The sequence below is a fragment of the Alistipes senegalensis JC50 genome (genome assembly GCF_025145645.1).
In the GTDB taxonomy this organism is placed as follows: Bacteria; Bacteroidota; Bacteroidia; order Bacteroidales; family Rikenellaceae; genus Alistipes; species Alistipes senegalensis.
This window is the reverse complement of sequence record NZ_CP102252.1, coordinates 2038194-2056083: the sequence shown is the minus strand read 5'-3', so window position 1 is coordinate 2056083 and position 17890 is coordinate 2038194. Positions and strand designations below refer to the sequence as shown.

The window sequence follows — 17890 nt, the reverse complement described above, 5'->3', positions numbered from 1 at the left end:
TCGGAAGCCTCGGGATGCGTGAAAACGATGAATAAGTAAAAAACAAGGAATAACGGTATGAGAGTATTAATGTTCGGATGGGAGTTTCCGCCCCACATTGCGGGCGGACTGGGAACGGCCTGCTACGGAATGACCCGCGGACTGGCGCGCAACGGCGTCAACGTCACGTTCGTCGTCCCGCACGCCTACGGCGACGAGGACCAGCGCTTCACGCACGTGCTGAACGCCAGCGACGTGGAAGCCATGTACGGTTCGACGGGAAGCGGTGCGGACGACATTCTGGAAAAGATGTCGTTCATCCACATCGACTCGAACATGGTTCCCTACATCTCGCCGGAGGAGTACGAAGTCTATCACGAAAAATATGTCAAGTCGGGAGAGCGGACCTGGTCAACGACCGATGCCTGGAAACAACGCTACACCTTTTCGGGCAAGTACGGCGCCAACCTCATGGAGGAGGTCGCCCGCTATGCCGTGGTCGCCGCGCAGGTGGCCAAGGATCTGGAAGGGCAGTTCGACGTGATCCACGCCCACGACTGGCTCACCTACTATGCGGGCATCGCCGCCAAGCTCGTTTCCGGAAAACCGCTTGTGGTGCACATGCACGCCACGGAATACGACCGTTCGGGCGAGAACGTCAACACGCAGGTCTACGCCATCGAACGCGCCGGCATGCACGCCGCCGACCGGGTGATCGCCGTGTCGAACCTCACGCGCAACATCGTCATCAACCGCTACGGAGTCCCGGCCGACAAGGTCGTGACGGTGCACAACGCCGTGCGCTTCGCCGAGAACAGCGGCAAGGTTCCCGAACGGGGCGTCAAGGACAAGATCGTGACCTTCCTGGGACGCATCACCTACCAGAAGGGACCCGACTATTTCGTGGAGGCCGCCGCCAAGGTGCTGAAGCGCGTGCCCGACGTACGCTTTGTGATGGCCGGCTCGGGCGACATGATGAACCATGTCATCCGCCGCGTGGCACGGCTCGGCATCGCCGACCGATTCCACTTTACGGGATTCCTCCGCGGAGAGGATGTGCACAAGATGTTCCAGCTGTCGGACGTATACGTGATGCCTTCGGTGTCGGAGCCCTTCGGCATCTCGCCCCTCGAAGCGATGCGGTCGAACGTTCCGGTCATCATCTCGAAGCAGAGCGGCGTGGCCGAGGTGCTGGACTACGCCGTGAAAGTCGATTACTGGGACGTGGACGCCCTTGCGGACGCCATCTACGGACTGATCAAATACCCCGCCCTCTCGGGCATGTTCGCCTCGAAGGGGCTCGAAGAGGTCACCAATCTCAAATGGAACGACGCTGCGGCAAAGATCAAGACGGTTTACGAGGCCGTGATCGAAGAGAATGAGAAACAATCAAAATAGTATCGCCATGAAAACCGTTTGCATCTATTTTCAGGTACACCAGCCCTGGCGTCTGAAGAAATACCGTTTCTTCAACATGGGCAAAGACCATAACTATCTGGATGACCTCCTGAACCGCTCGATCATGCAGAAGGTGGCCCGCCAGTGCTACCTGCCGATGAACGCCCTGCTGCTGAAACTCATCAAAGAGAACAAGGGCAGGTTCCGCTGCTCGTTCTCGATCACGGGCATCGCCGTCGAGCAGTTCCGTGCGTTCGCCCCCGAAGTCCTCGACTCGTTCAAGGAGCTGGCGGCGACGGGATGCGTGGAGTTCCTGGCCGAAACCTATTCGCACTCGCTGGCCTCGCTGGCTTCGAAAGAGGATTTCCGGGAGCAGGTCAAACTGCACACCGCCCTCATCAAGAAGGAGTTCGGGGTGAAGCCCACGGCGTTCCGCAACACGGAGCTGATCTATTCGGACGAGATCGGCGAGATGGTGGCCGGCATGGGCTTCCGCACGATGCTGGCCGAGGGCGCCAAGCACGTGCTGGGCTGGAAGTCGCCCAACTACGTCTATGCCAACGCCATCGACCAGAAGCTGCGCCTGCTGCTGCGCAACTACAAGCTCTCGGACGACATCGCGTTCCGCTTCTCGAACAAGAGCTGGGACCAGTGGCCGCTGACGGTGGACAAATACGTGCAATGGCTCTCTTCGGACGAGACGCCGGGCGAGGTGGTGAACCTGTTCATGGACTACGAGACCTTCGGCGAACACCAGACCGCCGACACGGGCATCTTCGAATTCATGCGCGCGCTTCCCAAAGCGGTCTTGGCCAAGAAAAACGGACTGGAATTCGCCACGGTGACCGAAGCGGCGAAGAAATACCAGCCGGTGGCCGTGCTCCACTGCCCGCACGTGATGTCGTGGGCCGACGAGGAGCGCGACGTGACGGCATGGCTGGGCAACGAGTTGCAGAACGAGGCGTTCTCGAAGCTCTACGCCCTGAAAGAGAAGGTCACGACACTGAAAAACCCCGATTTCGACTACGTGTGGAGTTTCATGCAGACCTCCGACCACTTCTACTACATGGCTACCAAGTGGCTGTCGGACGGCGACGTGCACTCCTATTTCAATCCCTACGACTCGGCCTACGACGCCTTCATCAACTACATGAACGTCCTCTCGGATTTCAGCATCGAGCTGGACAAGGCCATCGAGGCCAAGACGGCGAAGAAGCGCGCCTGAGTGCGTCGCAGACGATGACGAAACGGGTCCCCTTTGGGGACCCGTTTTTCGGTTCGGGCCGGACATGCGCGCCGAAAGGCTCCGTGCCCGGCGGATGCCGCTCAGGATTTCCGGCGGGCGCCGAGAATGGCCTCCATATTGTCCTGCGCCCACTCCACCAGTCCGAAAATATGCGGAAGCAGGCTCCCGCCGCGCTCCGTAAGGTCATACTCCACCCGCGGAGGCACCTCGGCGTAGACTTTGCGGCGGATCATCCCGTCGGTTTCGAGCGTCCGCAGGGTGACGGTCAGCATGCGGTGCGAAATGTCGCCCAGCGTGCGGTGGATCTCGCTGAAACGCATCACGCCGTTGGCGTGCAGCGTCAGCAGCACCAGCATCGACCACTTGTCCCCCAGCCGGCTCAGGACATCCCGGACGGGACAACGGCCCGTGGGCGTAAAATTCCGAAAACTTTTTTCCGTTTCCATCCGTTTGGCATTCAGCAATGGTTACACACGTGTAACCTACTCATTTTTAAGTGCGTTCTTGTTTTTACAGGCGATTCGCCCTATCTTTGTATGCAAAGATAACAAACTTACCGAAAATAACCATCGTATCACTAAACGAATTGCAATCATGGCAAAAAGAGCAGCTGTCGTGGCCGTGAATCCCGTGAACGGGATGGGCCTGTTCCAGTATCTGGAGACGTTTTTCGAGAACAAGATTCCCTGCACCGTGTTCGCCGTGGCCGAGAGCCGCGAGATCCGCACCAACTCGGGCATCGGCCTGACGGCGGACGACGTGATCGCCAACCTCAAAGGCCACGAAGCCGAGTACGACGCCCTGGTGTTCGCCTGCGGCGACGCCGTGCCGGTCTTCGCACAGCATGCCGGCGAGCCCTGGAACAAAGACCTGATGGAGGTGCTGAAAACCTTCGGGGAGACGGGCAAACCGATGATCGGCCACTGCGCCGCGGGGATGATGTTCGGATTCGCGGGCGTCGCCGCCGGACGGCGTGTCGCCGTGCATCCGCTGGCCAAGGCCGCCGTGACGGGACCCGTGGCGACGGACGCCCCGTTCGAAATCGACGGCAATTTCTTCACCGCGCAGGAGGAACACGCCATCCCGGCGATGATCCGGCAAGTGGTCGAGGCGCTGAAATAGCGCATGAAAAGCCCCTCTGCGGAGGGGTTTTTCATTATCGCCGGGCGGCGTAATCGTAGACGAGCCGCGAAATGCGGGCGATGACGGCGGCGTTGGTCCGGTCGTCCTCGCGGGAATCCATGACGAAAACCGCGATCGAATAGCTGCGCCCGTCGGGCAGGCGGACGATGCCGATGTCGTTGTCGGCGATCTTCACCCCGCGCCCGTCGCGGTCCGAACTGCCGGTCTTGTGCGCCACGGCGACATCCGCAGGCAGCAGCCCCCGGAGTTTGTCGGGCCCGGTCTCCGTGGCGAACATCGTTTCGAGCAGGAAATCCCCGTATGCGGCGGAGAGAAGCTCCCCGCGGCGGAAGCGTTCGAGCAGCCGCACGGCGGCCAGCGGCGTAGTCCGGTTGAGATACTGGTTGTCCGTATGGCGGTGCATCATCTCCTCGTCGGCGACGATCACGGTTTCGCCGATGCCCAGTCCGGCGATGTAGCGGTCCACGGCCTCCGTCCCGCCCAGAAAGCGGAACAGCACGTCGCAGACGTTGTTGTCGCTCTGCGCGACGCTGTACGTCAGCAGTTCCGCCACGGTGAACCGGCCGCCCCCGGGGCAGGCTTCGCGCAACGGCGACCACGTACCGGAAAGCAGATCGGAACGGCGGACCGGAATGCGTGTCGTGAGGGGAAGGCCGCGGCGGTCGAGGCAGTCGAGCACGGCCAGCGCCTGATGGAACTTGCAGACGCTCAACATGGGATAGCAGCGTCCGCCGTTCACCGCGAGCGTATCGCCGTCGCCGAACACCACAGCGACGCCCACCGTCGCCCGCACCGAGTCGGTCACAGCGCGGAGGGCCCGTTCGAGGGATTCGCCGCGGGCCGAAAACGGCACGGCCGCCGCGAGGCAGCAGCAGAGCAGAAACAGCCGTTTCATGGCATGTCAGCCTTTGCGTTTGTAACGCGAGGGCGAAGTGCCCGTATGCTGTTTGAAATATTTGCCGAAGAAGGACTGGGTCGAGAAATTCAGGTGGTAGGCGATCTCCTGAATGCTCATGCCCGAGTATTTGAGCAGGGCCTTAGCTTCGAGGATCACCGATTCGTCGATCCACCGCGCGGCGGTCTTGCCGCTCACCTCCTTCACCACCGAAGAGAGGTATTTGGGCGTGATATTGAGCTGCTTGGCGTAGAAGCTCACGTTGCGCTCACGTTTGTTGTACTGCTGGAGAAGCGACATGAACTCGTCGAACAGCACCTCGCAGCGGCCCTGTTTGATCTCGCCGGGCTGCTCGCGCTGGTTGATCTCGGTGATGATATAGAACGCCGTGGTGAAAAGCGTGCGGATGATCTCGTGGCGGTAGCGCTCCTTGTCGCTGCGGAGCATGGTCTTGATGAGCTGGAACAGCTGGCGGATTTCATCCACGTCCTGCGGCGTCACCTCCAGCACCGGAGCCTTGCCGAAACGCATATAGACCGGCAGCGAGGTCGAAAGGTCGATCTGGATCTCGTTGACGAACGACTTCGAGAAAGCCAGCAGGTAAGCCGCAGCGTTCGACGAACATTTGACCGTGCGGATGATCGAATCGGGGTTGAAAAAGACGATGGTGTTGGGCTTGACGTTGTAGTTTTGCATGTCGATCGACACCGTGGCCTCGCCCGCCATCATGATGATGGCCGTGAAACCGTCGATCGAGGTCGGATAGTCGGCCGTGGTGTTCTTGTCGGCCGTGAGTGCGGAGATGACCAGATCGTCCGAAAGGTAAAAGACATCGCTCATCTCCTTTTTGAGCCGGGAGATGGAGACTTTCCGCAGGTTTTCACGCCCGCCGCCGCGTGTCGTTTTGCCAATATCCGCCATATCGTCGTAATTTTTCCGACAAAAGTAACAAAAACGGTCCGAAATCGCAACACCGCCCCAAAAAGAGTCGGAAAAATATTTCACAAAGCCCTCTCCGAACCCTCCGCCCGCAGCGATTCCTTATTGCTGTTTTGCGCACATGATGCGCAGACCTCCGGCGATGCACTCGATGTGCAGCGGAAATCCGGCACCCTTCTGCCCATCGACATCCGTCGGCTCGTCGATCGTCGAACGGATGTCGATCGTCCGGGCCCGCAGATGGCGGACGATCTTCGGGTTTCCGCCCGCCAGATAACGGCACATGGCCAGCGTCGAGCGGAAGAAGTTCTTCTTTTCCAGCAGGATGCAGTCGAAAAGTCCGTCCTTGATCGACGAACGGCGCGCCAGGCGGAAGCCGCCCGCGGTCTCGCCGTTGAAAATCAGCACCATCAGCGACCGCAGGTCGAAGCGTTCGCCATCGGCCTCGATCTCCAGCGGCACGGCGTGCATCGAACGGATCTCCTTGGCCCCCTCGATGATGTAAGCCAGTTTGCCTATCTTGTGTTTGCGCGCGTCGGGCGTGCGCTGCGAGGTGGTCGTGAAGAGGCCGAACGAGAAGATATTGACGAACCAAAGCCCGTTCACACACCCCGCATCGACCCGGTCGATGCTTCCCGAAGCGATCTGCCGCGCCGCTTCGAGCGGTTCGCGCGACATGCCCAGCGCCCCGGCGAAATCGTTGGCCGTGCCCGCGGGGATCACCCCGACGGGAATGTCCAGCCCCTTGCGCTTCATGGCGTTGACCACGTAGTTGACCGTGCCGTCGCCGCCCGCCACGACCATCAGGTCGATCGTCTCGCAGCCGTCGAAGGGATTGGCCGAAAAGTCGATCAGCCGGGGTTCGATCTCGTATCCGTAGGCCCGGAACACCGTGCAGATGCCCTCGACGTTGCGGGCGATCTTCCCTTTGCCCGACTGCGTGTTGTAGAGAAATACAGCTTGTTTCATTATATCTCGTTATTGCAGGATCAACGCTTCCATAGCCGGCGAAACATACTCCTCGTATTCGTCGCCGTCGCCCGCGAGGATGAAATAGACCTTCGCCTCCGGCATGGCGGCCGCCGCGGCCAGCGCATCGTCGGCGCCCATCGCCAGGAACATGGTCCCCAGGGCGTCGGCCTCGGCGCAGGTCGGAGCCGCGACCGTCACCGACAGCAGGCGCGAAACGGCGCTGCATCCCGTGCGGGGGTCGATCGTGTGGGCGATCTTGTTCCCCTCGGCATCGAGGTAGAAACGGCGGTAGTTGCCCGAGGTGGCCAGCCCGCCGTCGTGCATCCGCACCCGTTTCTGAAGATACTCGCCGTTGGTCATGTTGCCGTCGAAGGGGGTTTCGATGCCGATGCGCCACGCATCGCCCCGGGGGTTGACGCCCCGGCAGCGGACCTCGCCGCCGACATCGACGATATAATTCTCGGCGCCATATTTTTCGACCAGCGCCGCCAGCAGATCGACGACGTAGCCTTTGGCCACGGAATTGAAATCGAGCTGCACGCGGGGATCGTCCTTCACCAGCCGCCCCGCCTCGATGCGCACCTTCTCCCGCCCCACGAATTCGAGGATCGAATCGACGTTCGGGCGCTCGACGCGCTCCTTCCCGGCGAATCCCCACGCCTCGACCAGCGGTTTGACGGTCACGTCGTAGCGGCCGCCGCTCAGCGAACCGATGCTGTCGGCCAGACGGAGGTTGAAGGCGATATGGCTGTCAACGCTGTCGGTTTCGTTGCGGTTCAGACGGCTCAACAGCGACGCGGGGTCGTAGATCGACATCGACGCCTTGGCCTCGCGGTCGAGCTCCATGACCGCGGCGTAAAGCTCCTGCGGCGAGACGCCCCGCACGTCGGCCGCGACGTGCAGCGTCGTGCCCAGCATCACCCCGTCCACCGAGACGTAGGCGGGACGCCGCCCGCAGCTCCAGAAAGCGGCCGCGACAAGTGCGGCCAAGACTCCGCAGATACCCTTTTTCAACATAATTTCCACTCGTTTAGCCACAAAAGTACGATTTTCCGGAGTATATCGTAAGTTTTCCGGCCGAAAAGATAAATAATTTTTCATTTTTAATTCTTAATTCTTAATTTATTAGTACCTTTGCGGAACGCTCTGGCGTTATCCACGGTAAGGGGGATGCGTCGTAGAGTGGAACGTAAAAATAATTTTACACGATGGCTTATTTAACAGCTGAGAAAAAGCAGGAGCTTTTCGGCCAGTACGGCAAGTCTAACACCGACACGGGTTCGCCCGAGAGTCAGATCGCGTTGTTTTCCTACCGTATCAGCCACCTTACGAACCACCTCAAAAGCAACAAGCACGACTTCGGAACCCAGCGCGCACTGCTGCGTCTGGTAGGTAAGCGCCGCCAGTTGCTGGAGTACCTCAAGGAGGTCGATATCGAGCGCTACCGCGCAATCGTCAAGACACTCAATCTCCGCAAGTAGTCCCGAGGAAGAAATGAAGGCAATTCCCGAGAGGGGTTGCCTTCATTTTCATTGTGAAAAAACAATTCGAAAAACATTATAGGTTTATTTTTATGGAAGAAAAGAAGCTGTACAACGCAGTCCGCAAAACGATCGCGCTGGCCGACGGACGCCAGATCGAGATCGAAACGGGCAAACTGGCCAAGCAGGCCGACGGCTCGGTCGTCGTCAAGATGGGCGACACGATGCTCCTCGGCACCGTGGTGGCCGCCAAGGATGCAAAACCCGACACCGATTTCATGCCCTTGCAGGTAGAGTACAAGGAGAAGTACGCCTCCATAGGCCGCTATCCCGGCGGCTTCATGAAGCGCGAAGGCCGCGCCAACGACAGCGAAATCCTCGTCGCACGGCTGATCGACCGCGCGCTCCGCCCCCTGTTCCCCGCAGACTACCACGCCGAAGTCTATGTGACGGTCACCCTCATCTCGGCCGACAAGGACATTCAGCCCGACGCACTGGCCGGACTGGCCGCATCGGCCGCGCTGGCCGTGTCGGACATCCCGTTCGGCGGCCCCATCTCGGAGGTCCGCGTGGCCCGCATCGACGGTGAGTACGTCATCAACCCCAACTACTCGGACATGGAGAAGGTAGACCTCGACATCATGGTCGGAGGTACGATCGACAATATCCTGATGGTCGAGGGCGAGATGAAGGAGGTTTCGGAAGAGGTCATGCTCGGCGCCATCAAGTTCGCGCACGAGGAGATCAAGAAGCACTGCGCCGTACAGATCGAGCTTTCGAAGGAGCTGGGCAAGGACGTGAAGCGCACCTACTGCCACGAGGTCAACGACGAAGAGCTTCGCCAGACGATCATCAAGGAGCTCTATGACAAGGCTTACGCCATTGCCACGAGCGGTACGATGAAGCACGAGCGCGAGGATAAGTTCAACGCCCTCGAAGCCGAGTTCGCGGCCCGCTACTCGGAGGAGGAGCTCGTGGAGAAGGCCCCGCTGATCCACAAATATTTCCACGACGACGTGCAGAAGAAGGCCATGCGCAACATGATCCTCGACGAGGGCAAGCGCCTCGACGGCCGCAAGACCGACGAGATCCGCCCGATCTGGTGCGAGGTGGGCTACCTGCCCGCAGCCCACGGCTCGGCGATCTTCACCCGCGGCGAAACCCAGTCGCTCACGACCGTGACGCTCGGCACGAAACTCGACGAGAAGGTCAAGGACGAAGTGCTCGTGCAGGGCACCGAGCAATTCGTGCTCCACTATAACTTCCCGCCCTTCTCGACGGGCGAGGCCAAGGCCGCACGCGGCCTGAGCCGCCGCGAGATCGGCCACGGCCACCTGGCATGGCGCGCCCTGAAGCCGATGATCCCGCTGGGCGACGAAAACCCCTACGCCGTGCGCGTCGTGTCGGACATCCTCGAATCGAACGGCTCGTCGTCGATGGCGACGGTCTGCGCCGGAACCCTCGCGCTGATGGACGCCGGCGTGAAGATCAAGAAACCCGTGTCGGGCATCGCCATGGGTCTGATCTCCGACTCCGAGACCGGCAAGTGGGCCGTGCTGTCGGACATTCTGGGCGATGAAGACCACCTGGGCGACATGGACTTCAAGGTGACGGGCACCAAGGACGGCATCACCGCCACGCAGATGGACATCAAGGTGGACGGACTCTCCTACGAGGTGCTGGCCGCCGCATTGGAGCAGGCCCGCAAAGGCCGCATGCACATCCTCGGCAAACTCACCGAGTGCATCGCCGAGCCGCGCGCGGACTACAAGCCCTGCGTGCCGCGCATCGTACAGATCACCATCCCGCAGGATATGATCGGTTCGGTGATCGGCCCGGGCGGAAAGGTCATTCAGGACATTCAGAAGACCACGAACACCACCATCACCATCACCGAGAACAACAATCTGGGCTATGTCGATATCTTCGGCATCGACAAGGCGGCTCTCGACGGCGCTCTGGCGCGCATCAAGGCGATCGTGGCCATTCCCGAGGTGGGCGAGACGTACCACGGCAAAATCCGTTCGATCGTGGCGTTCGGCGCCTTCGTCGAGATCATGCCCGGCAAGGATGCCCTGCTCCACATCTCGGAGATCGACTACAAGCGTTTCGAGACCATGGAGGAGACCGGTCTGAAAGAGGGCGACGAGATCGATGTCAAGCTGATCGGCGTAGACCCCAAGACCAACAAACTCAAGCTGTCGCGCAAGGCGCTGCTTCCCAAGCCCGAAGGCTATGTGGAGCGGGAACGCCGCCCGCGTCCCGAACGCGGAGAGCGCGGCGAACGCCGCGACCGCGGGGAACGCCGGGAGCGCCATGAACACAAGGAGGACTAAAACGACTGTCAATGTGGATATTTCGGACGGAAATGCGTCGTTTTTTTCCGTCCGGAATATTGCATAATTAGCGAGAGTTTTCTATATTTGCGCTGTTCCTCCGGCAGAAAAGAGACGGAATGTTTCCGAAAACCGGGAGGAAGCGAGACAGACAAGAGGCAAACATTAAAAATAAACACATTAATTTACCCTATTATGAAAAACTTAATGAAATTGAGCATTGTGCTCGTAGCTGCCGCCCTGGCATTTTCGAGCTGTAATTGCTTCAAGAAGATGGCCAAGAACCGGGACGATGTCAAACTGACGGTTACCCCCGAGATTCTCACGCTGAACAACGGCATCGTCGCCGCCGACATCAATGTCACTTTCCCCGTCGAGTACTTCAACAAGAAGGCGATCATCAAGGTTACCCCCGTCATCGTATTCGAGGGCGGCGAAGTGGCCGGCGCCACCAAATACTATCAGGGTTCGAAAGTTGACGAGAACTACGCTGTCGTAGACAAGATCAACGGCGGCAACTTCACGCAGCACGTGGAGTTCCCCTACGATCCCCGCATGGACCAGTGCGCATTGCAGCTCCGCGCCGAGATCAAGTGCCCGAAAGGCAAGGCCAAGGAGTTCGTGCTCGTTAACCTGAACACCGGAGCCATCCCCACCAAGGAGGAGGCTGCCGTGCTGGCCGGCAACGACGCCGCTGCCAAAGCCGCCATCGCCAAGGAATTCGGTCTGACGGTCGCTTACGGTCTGAACACCCTGCAAAAGGACCTCAAGTACGGCGACCTGATGGATCAGATGGCCAACGACTACAAGAAGGTGACCACGGTGGTTGACAAGACCGACCTGCTCTATGCGATCAACTCGTCGGTAGTGACCAAGAAGAACGAAAAGAACGCCAACCTCGGCGCATTCAAGGAGAACGTGGACAAGAACCTCACGAACGACCGTGCCACGCAGAACATCGCCGTCAAGGGCTATGCTTCGCCCGACGGTCCGGTGAAGTTCAACGACAAACTCTCGCAGGCCCGCAGCGAGTCGGGTAAGAAGGTCGTAGCCAAACTGCTGAAAGACGCAGGTCTGGATATCGACGCCGCTGCCTACGGCGAGGACTGGGACGGCTTCAAGGAGCTGGTCGAGAAATCGAACATCAAGGACAAGAACCTCATTCTCCAGGTGCTGAGCCTCTACAACTCGCCCGCAGAGCGTGAGACCGAGATCAAGAACATGTCAACAGTATTCGAGGAGCTGAAGAAAGAGGTGCTTCCCGAGCTGCGCCGTTCGCAGATCGTCAACAGCACCGACCTCCAGGGTCTGACCGACGCTGAAATCATGGCCGCTTACCGCAACGGCGGCGAGCTGACCGTCGAGCAGTATCTCTATGCCGCTCAGGAGCTGGCCAAGAACGCCGACGAGCAGGTAGCCATCCTGACCGCCGCTTCGAAGAAATTCAACGACGCCCGCGTATGGAACAACCTCGGCGTGGCTCAGACGCAGGCCGGCGACAAGGCCGCTGCCCTGAAATCGTTCGAGAAGGCTGCCAAGCTGGATTCGTCGAAGGAGCTCAACAAGAACCTGTTGCTGGCTAACCTGGCCAACAACAACACCGCAGAGGCCAAGAAGTACGCTGCTGCCGCCGACGCTCAGGCCAAGGCTGCCCTGGCTGCCGCCGAGGGTGACTACAAGGCTGCCGCCAAGGGGCTCAAGGGCTACAACGAGGCTATCGCCCTGGTTCAGTCGAACGACCTGGCCGGTGCCAAGAAGGCCATCGCCAAGGACAACTCGGCCGACGCCGACTACCTGCGTGCGGTAATCGCCACGAAGGAAGGCGACCTCAAGACCGCAGAGGCTCAGCTGAAGAGCGCCGTTTCGAAGAACCCCGCTCTGGCTCAGAAGGCTGCCAAGGACATCAACCTGAAGCCGTTGCAGAAGTAATTTCAGCACGAACCAATAAAAAGAGCCTGGACCGGAACGGTTCAGGCTCTTTTTTTGCATCGGCGCCGGAAGGAGCGGACAACAAATGCGAAAGCGGGCCCGTTCGTAAAATAATTGGTCCGGAAGCGACGCGGGATCGAATAATTTTTCTAATTTTGTAAAAAACAAGATCGTATGGAATACGCCAACCATCTGAATGAATACGCTCCAGCATGGAGCGCCGAACAGGTAGACACCGAAGTCGCCCGCATCCGTCAGGTCGCCCGGGCACGCAACCACAATACCGAAGTCTATAAATTCTGCTATTCGGCCATCGACATCACGACGCTGTCGTGCAACGATTCGGTGACCTCCGTCACGGAGTTCGCCCGCAAGACCGTGGAGTTTTACCAGAAATATCCGCATATCCCCAACGTGGCGTCGATCTGCATCTACCCCGCATTCGTGGAGACCGTGGGGCTGGCCGTGGACGGTACGCCGATGAAGATCACGAGCGTCGCGGGCGGATTCCCCGCAGCGCAGACGTTCCTCGAAGTGAAGGCCCTCGAAGTGGCGATGGCCGTGGAAAACGGCGCCGACGAGGTGGACATCGTGCTGAACGTGGGCCGCATGCTCACGGGCGAGTACGACGAAGCGGCCAACGAGGTGGAGGTAATCCGCACGGAGATGGACGAGGATGTGGTGCTGAAGGTGATCATCGAGTCGGGTGCGCTGAAAACCCCCGAACTGATCCGCAAGGCTTCGCTGCTGTCGATGCTGGCTGGAGCCGATTTCGTGAAGACCTCGACGGGCAAGATCGACGTGGCCGCAACCCCCGAAGCCGCCGTGGTGATGTGCCAGGCCATCAAGGACTATTTCGAAAAGACGGGCCGCAAGGTCGGATTCAAGGCCGCGGGCGGTGTCCGCACGCCCGAAGACGCCGCGCTCTACTACACCATCGTCGAGGAGATCCTCGGCAAGGAGTGGCTCACGACGGACCTGTTCCGCATCGGCGCCTCCTCGGCCGCCAACAACCTCCTTTCGGCTATCGAGGGCAAGGAAATCAAGTACTATTAGCGGACCGCAACACGATTCAGAACACTATTCCCCGGAACATTCCGGGGAATTTTTTTGCCCTGTCTAAAATATTTTCCGTGCCCGGTCGTCTGCACAGATAGAAACCTATCGAAGATGAAAAACACCGAAATCGTACTCCGCACCTACGACTGCACGGGATGCGGACGCTGTGTCGAAGCATGCCGCCGCGGAGTTCTCCGCCTGGCCGACAACGGACAATGCCGCTTCGTGCAAGTCGCCGACGCCGCACGCTGCGCGGGATGCCGCGCCTGCGAACGCTCCTGCCGCAACAAAGCCATCGTCATCCGCAAGATCGAACCCCGCAAAACCGCCCCGAAACACATTCTGCGAGGAGCGTTGCCCATCGTTCTTGCCCTGGCGCTCGCGCTGCCGTGGTCGTCTGACCCCGAAGCATGGCAGGCGGTCAACTACTGGAAAATATTCGGGCTGCTGGTATTGTTCCACCTGATATTCTGCCATTTACAAATCCCGGAATTTCTGAAAAACAACAACAAACCATGAAACGCAATCTTCCATTCGTTCTCCATGCAATCGGAGGAGTCGCCCTGCTCGCGGCGGCCGTCGGCGCAGCCATGTGGCTGTGGAACACCCTGATTCCCGACATATTCGGCTGGAAACCGGTCGGCTACTGGCAGATGTTAGGGCTGCTGGCGCTCGCCCATCTGTTCTTCGGGCACTTAGGACATTCCGGCTGGCACGAACACCGCCACATCCACCGGGCGATGCACGGCATGTCGCACGAGGAACGCCGCGAATTCATCCGTCAAAGAATCCGTTCGTACCGGGAAGAAAACCCCACGGATGAATGCCCCGAAAAATAACCCCGCCGAAGTCTTCGGGAAATACCGCCGTCAGCTGGGAGCCTTCATCGCCCGGCGCATCCCCTCGCGCGAAGAGGCCGAAGATATTTTGCAGGACGTGTTCATGCGCTTCGTACAGACCGATGCGCTGAATCCGGTGACGCAGGTCGCGGCCTGGCTCTTCCGCGCGGCCCGCAACCGCATCATCGACCACAGCCGCAAGCGCCGTGAAGAACGGATGCCGCAGATGCGCGGGCAGGACGACGAAAGCGGATTCGTCAACGAAATCACGGCCCTGCTGGCCGACGAGGAGAGTTCTCCCGAAATGGAATACCTGCGGACATTGGTCTGGGAGGAGGTCGAAAAGGCTCTCGGCGAACTGCCCGCCGCCCAGCGCGACGTGTTCGAACTGACCGAAATGGAGGGATTCACCTTCCGGGAGCTCGCCGAGGACACCGGAATCCCCGTGGCGACCCTGCTCTCGCGCAAGCATTATGCGGTGAAACACCTCCGAAACCGCTTGACGGAGGTCTACGAAGCCCTCCTCACGGAGTGAACCGCCCCTACGTACGAAAGCCGGCGACCCTTCCGAGGGCCGCCGGCTTCGCATAGGAGACGGAGAAACGTCAGATCGAATCCGTAACCTCCACGGTCAGCGAATCGACCGCCCCGGCGTCCGGAACAGGTTCGGCCGGAACGTCGGATTCGGCGGGAAGTTCGGCCGGAACGTCGAGTTCGGCAGGCGAAATCAGGCGGGAAGGCTCCTCCGTCGGCCGGACACCGTTCAACATTTCGTCGCGCAACACCATCGACCGGAAATTGTCGCGCCGGACAGCCGCCACGACGATGATGACGATCACCGCAACGGCTACGATAATACCAATCAGCTTCTTAATCATTCTTATCCTCCTTTAATATCCCGACGGCACGCACGATCACGTTGTCCACGGGATAGATGTTCGCATAAAACCCGTTGTCCTCCAGCTTCGTATTGCGGCCGATGTAGGCCCGGAGCTGGGCCTCGATCAGCCGGCGCGAGCGGGCGATGTCGCCGTAGCGCGGCGCAACGCCCTTGCGGGCGGCATAACGGACGAAATCGTCAACAAGGGTCTTGTCGCTGTCGAGCAGCGCCTGCAAATCGCCGATGGTCTGCACGGCGTTGAGCGCCTCGCGGTGCCGGTCGGCATACTCGATCGTATAACGGTAGAGGATATTGCGTCCCGACACCTCGATGAAATATTTCGTCACATCGGTCGTATCGGCCGGAATGAAGACATCGGGCATGATGCCTCCGCCCCCGTAAACCACCTTTCCGCCCGGCGTCGTCCGTTTCAGCGAATCGGCGAAATGGATGCTGTCGGCCGAGAAAAACTCGTTGTTCTTATACCGGTTCCAAATATCCTCCTCGTAGCTCTCGTCGTCGCCGATCGTATAGGGCTTCTGGATCGAGCGGCCGGTAGGCGTGTAGTAACGCGCCGTGGTCAGCCGCAGGGCCGATCCGTCGCTGTACGGAATCTGACGCTGGACGAGTCCCTTGCCGAACGAACGACGTCCAACAATCGTACCACGGTCGTTGTCCTGCAACGCTCCGGCGAGAATTTCACTCGACGAAGCGCTCCCCTCGTCGATCAGCACCACGACCTCCATGTCCTGGGCCGAGCCGTTGCCGTCGGCGTATTCCCGGAGCTGTTCGTGGCGGCGGTCTTCGGTGTAGACGATCAGCTGCCCCTTGTGCAGGAACTCGTTGGCCACGGCGATCGCCTGGTCGAGGAATCCGCCCGAATTGCCCCGGAGGTCGAAGATCAGCTTCGTGACCCCCTCGGCGCGCAGCGAGGCCAGCGCCCTGCGGAACTCGTCGTAAGTCGTCCGGGCGAACTGCCCCAGCTTGACATAACCCACGCCGTCGGCGATGCGGAAGGCCGATTCGATGCTCCGGATCGGGATCACGCCGCGCTCAACGTCGATCGGCACCAGTCCGGAGATGCCCTGCCGCCCGATGCCCAGGTGCACCGTCGTACCGCGCGGTCCGCGCAGCATCTTCACGACGTTGTTCTGGGGAATCTTGCGCCCGGCGACCACCGAATCGCCGATCTCGATGATCCGGTCGCCGGCCTTGATGCCGGCCTTGTCGCTGGGGCCCTGCGGAATGACGTTCAGCACGATCACCGTGTCGGTGGCCATGTTGAAGACCACGCCGATACCGTCGAACTCCCCTTCGAGAGGTTCGTTCAGCGCCTGCATCTCCGAAGCGGGGATGTAGACCGAATGGGGGTCGAGCTCCTTGACCAGCAGCGGAATGACGTGCTCGGCGAGGGAGTCCATCGACACGGAATCGACATACTGATTCTCGATCAGCGACAGCGTATAGGTCAGCTTGTTCGTGGGCAGCGCCATGCGGCTGAGCATGCCCTTGAGCTGCGAAGTGGTGGAATTGCGTCCCAGATACTGTCCCAGCACGAGGCCCAGGACCACCCCCGCGGCCAGCAGCAGCGGGAAAAGGACGGTGCGTTTCGAATTCTTATACATTATTTGTTCTTAAAGGTATACGTCAGACCGACGCTCAGCAGGGTTTTGGTCTGCACATCGACGTTCTGGGCACGGTTGTAATACAACTCGAAACTCAACGTCGTACTGAGGAATTTTGTTGCCTTAATGTCGATGGTATTCGTCCAACGGACGATAGGATGGATCGGCAGGCGGGGTTTGTCCTTGATATTCTTGTCTCCCGCATTCCACTTCTCGAAAGCCTCCAGATACTTGCTGTAATCGCTGATCTTGTTCCTCTGGCCGATGTCAGAGATCCAGCCGTAGAATCCGTAGAGCATCGTGCGGTAACGCAGATAACCCGTTTTGCCGAACGTGCGGTCGAAGTCGATCTGGACGGACGAACCGCCCTCGTATTTCGAAGTCCGATCGGGGTCCTCGATACCGTAAGGATAGGCCGGTTTGATCTCGTTGCCGTCCTTGTCCACCTGCCGTTTGCGAATCCAGTCGTTCTCGGCGAAGGTGGCATTCATAGCGAGAGGCGACATGTTGACCGTGATAGGGAATTTCTTCTCGGGACTTTTATAGGTGATACCCAGCGAAATGTCGAGGTAGGCCGGAGTCATGAACTTGCTTTTGAGGTCAGCCTCCTCCTGCTCGGTGCGCGACTTGTAGCCGTTGACGAACTGGCTGCGGAACTTGGCGATGACGCCGTAGGACCAGTTCTTCGTCATCTTGAACGACGGAGCCGTCGAAATCTCGAACTCATCCTGATTCTTGAACCAAATACCCTCCTCCTTGTCGTCAACAGTGACTTTCATGCGGTTGTAACCCAGCTTGGCATTGAACTTGGTCTCGATGGTAAAGAGATCCTTCGTAAATATGTGTTTCAGGTTGAATGTCGCCACCAATGCGATGGAGTTGTCACCGCCTGAAGTCGCAATCCACGGATCGTTGTAGGAGGTCAGGGCGCCCTGCAACCCGCCGCCGAATTCGAGGTAGTTGCGCTCCTTGCGGATAGCGGCGCGCTCGGCCTTGTAACGGGCCAGGTTGAAATAATCGACATCGACGGAGGTGGACTTCAGCTTATCCTGGAAAGTCACGCTCTGCTGCTCGGCATTGACCTCGTCGATCGAAATCTGAGCCGAAGCCGGAACGGACGCGAGCAGAAAGGCCGCCAGTGCGAAGATCGGGAAAAGATGTTTCATAGC

Annotated in this window: 18 protein-coding genes; 10 read left to right on the top strand and 8 right to left on the bottom strand. The window is 59.5% G+C overall.

Features of this window, described 5'->3' with window-relative positions:
• Positions 1–57: 57 nt before the first annotated feature.
• Entirely contained in the window at positions 58–1377 is a 1320-nt protein-coding gene (locus tag NQ519_RS08040; protein WP_315968683.1) for a glycosyltransferase family 4 protein, read from the top strand.
• Between the two features lie 7 nt (positions 1378–1384).
• Complete coding sequence (locus tag NQ519_RS08035) at positions 1385–2602, top strand: glycoside hydrolase family 57 protein (RefSeq protein WP_019151677.1); 1218 nt, start codon at positions 1385–1387, stop codon at positions 2600–2602.
• 101 nt (positions 2603–2703) lie between these two features.
• On the opposite strand, the gene NQ519_RS08030 is transcribed toward NQ519_RS08035, so the two are convergent.
• Positions 2704–3069, bottom strand: a complete 366-nt coding sequence (locus NQ519_RS08030; protein WP_019151678.1) for a winged helix-turn-helix transcriptional regulator — start codon at positions 3067–3069, stop codon at positions 2704–2706.
• Between the two features lie 148 nt (positions 3070–3217).
• Here NQ519_RS08030 and NQ519_RS08025 point away from each other — a divergent pair, with 148 nt between their 5' ends.
• Positions 3218–3745, top strand: a complete 528-nt coding sequence (locus tag NQ519_RS08025) for a DJ-1/PfpI family protein (protein ID WP_026076714.1) — start codon at positions 3218–3220, stop codon at positions 3743–3745.
• Positions 3746–3779: 34 nt separating this feature from the next.
• Here NQ519_RS08025 and bla read toward each other — a convergent pair whose 3' ends face one another.
• From bla to NQ519_RS08005, 4 genes are all read right to left on the bottom strand, one after another.
• Complete coding sequence (gene bla / locus NQ519_RS08020; RefSeq protein ID WP_019151680.1) at positions 3780–4661, bottom strand: class A beta-lactamase, subclass A2; 882 nt, start codon at positions 4659–4661, stop codon at positions 3780–3782.
• Positions 4662–4667: 6 nt separating this feature from the next.
• The gene (locus NQ519_RS08015) at positions 4668–5582 is read right to left on the bottom strand and encodes an AraC family transcriptional regulator (protein WP_019151681.1); all 915 of its coding nucleotides are present in this window, start codon (positions 5580–5582) and stop codon (positions 4668–4670) included.
• 120 nt (positions 5583–5702) lie between these two features.
• Positions 5703–6569, bottom strand: a complete 867-nt coding sequence (locus tag NQ519_RS08010) for a diacylglycerol/lipid kinase family protein (protein WP_019151682.1) — start codon at positions 6567–6569, stop codon at positions 5703–5705.
• 9 nt (positions 6570–6578) lie between these two features.
• The gene (locus tag NQ519_RS08005) at positions 6579–7589 is read right to left on the bottom strand and encodes an FAD:protein FMN transferase (protein WP_019151683.1); all 1011 of its coding nucleotides are present in this window, start codon (positions 7587–7589) and stop codon (positions 6579–6581) included.
• Positions 7590–7780: 191 nt separating this feature from the next.
• Between NQ519_RS08005 and rpsO the strand changes: the two genes are divergently transcribed.
• From rpsO to NQ519_RS07970, 7 genes are all read left to right on the top strand, one after another.
• Positions 7781–8053, top strand: a complete 273-nt coding sequence (gene rpsO, locus NQ519_RS08000) for a 30S ribosomal protein S15 (RefSeq protein ID WP_019151684.1) — start codon at positions 7781–7783, stop codon at positions 8051–8053.
• A 92-nt stretch (positions 8054–8145) separates the two neighbouring features.
• Complete coding sequence (gene pnp, locus NQ519_RS07995; protein WP_019151685.1) at positions 8146–10389, top strand: polyribonucleotide nucleotidyltransferase; 2244 nt, start codon at positions 8146–8148, stop codon at positions 10387–10389.
• Between the two features lie 207 nt (positions 10390–10596).
• Positions 10597–12318, top strand: a complete 1722-nt coding sequence (locus tag NQ519_RS07990; protein WP_026076715.1) for a hypothetical protein — start codon at positions 10597–10599, stop codon at positions 12316–12318.
• Between the two features lie 174 nt (positions 12319–12492).
• A complete protein-coding gene (gene deoC, locus NQ519_RS07985) occupies positions 12493–13374 on the top strand; it encodes a deoxyribose-phosphate aldolase (RefSeq protein ID WP_019151687.1) in 882 nt (293 codons plus the stop codon).
• Between the two features lie 114 nt (positions 13375–13488).
• Positions 13489–13896: a 4Fe-4S dicluster domain-containing protein gene (locus NQ519_RS07980; RefSeq protein ID WP_019151688.1), complete on the top strand. Its 408-nt coding sequence runs from the start codon at positions 13489–13491 to the stop codon at positions 13894–13896.
• Positions 13893–14216, top strand: coding sequence for a hypothetical protein (locus NQ519_RS07975; RefSeq protein ID WP_019151689.1), 324 nt, complete (start codon positions 13893–13895; stop codon positions 14214–14216). Before NQ519_RS07980 ends, NQ519_RS07975 begins: the two co-directional genes overlap by 4 nt.
• Positions 14197–14751 carry an RNA polymerase sigma factor gene (locus tag NQ519_RS07970; RefSeq protein ID WP_019151690.1) on the top strand — a complete coding sequence of 185 codons (555 nt, stop codon included), beginning with the start codon at positions 14197–14199 and terminating at the stop codon, positions 14749–14751. Before NQ519_RS07975 ends, NQ519_RS07970 begins: the two co-directional genes overlap by 20 nt.
• Before the next feature lie 70 nt (positions 14752–14821).
• Here NQ519_RS07970 and NQ519_RS07965 read toward each other — a convergent pair whose 3' ends face one another.
• From NQ519_RS07965 to NQ519_RS07955, 3 genes are read right to left on the bottom strand one after another with little or no spacing between them, the layout of a single operon-like run.
• Complete coding sequence (locus tag NQ519_RS07965) at positions 14822–15094, bottom strand: hypothetical protein (RefSeq protein ID WP_019151691.1); 273 nt, start codon at positions 15092–15094, stop codon at positions 14822–14824.
• Positions 15087–16721, bottom strand: a complete 1635-nt coding sequence (locus NQ519_RS07960) for a S41 family peptidase (protein ID WP_019151692.1) — start codon at positions 16719–16721, stop codon at positions 15087–15089. The genes NQ519_RS07965 and NQ519_RS07960 overlap by 8 nt, the downstream gene beginning before the upstream one ends.
• Positions 16721–17887, bottom strand: a complete 1167-nt coding sequence (locus NQ519_RS07955) for a DUF3078 domain-containing protein (protein WP_019151693.1) — start codon at positions 17885–17887, stop codon at positions 16721–16723. Before NQ519_RS07955 ends, NQ519_RS07960 begins: the two co-directional genes overlap by 1 nt.
• Between the last annotated feature and the right edge of the window lie 3 nt (positions 17888–17890).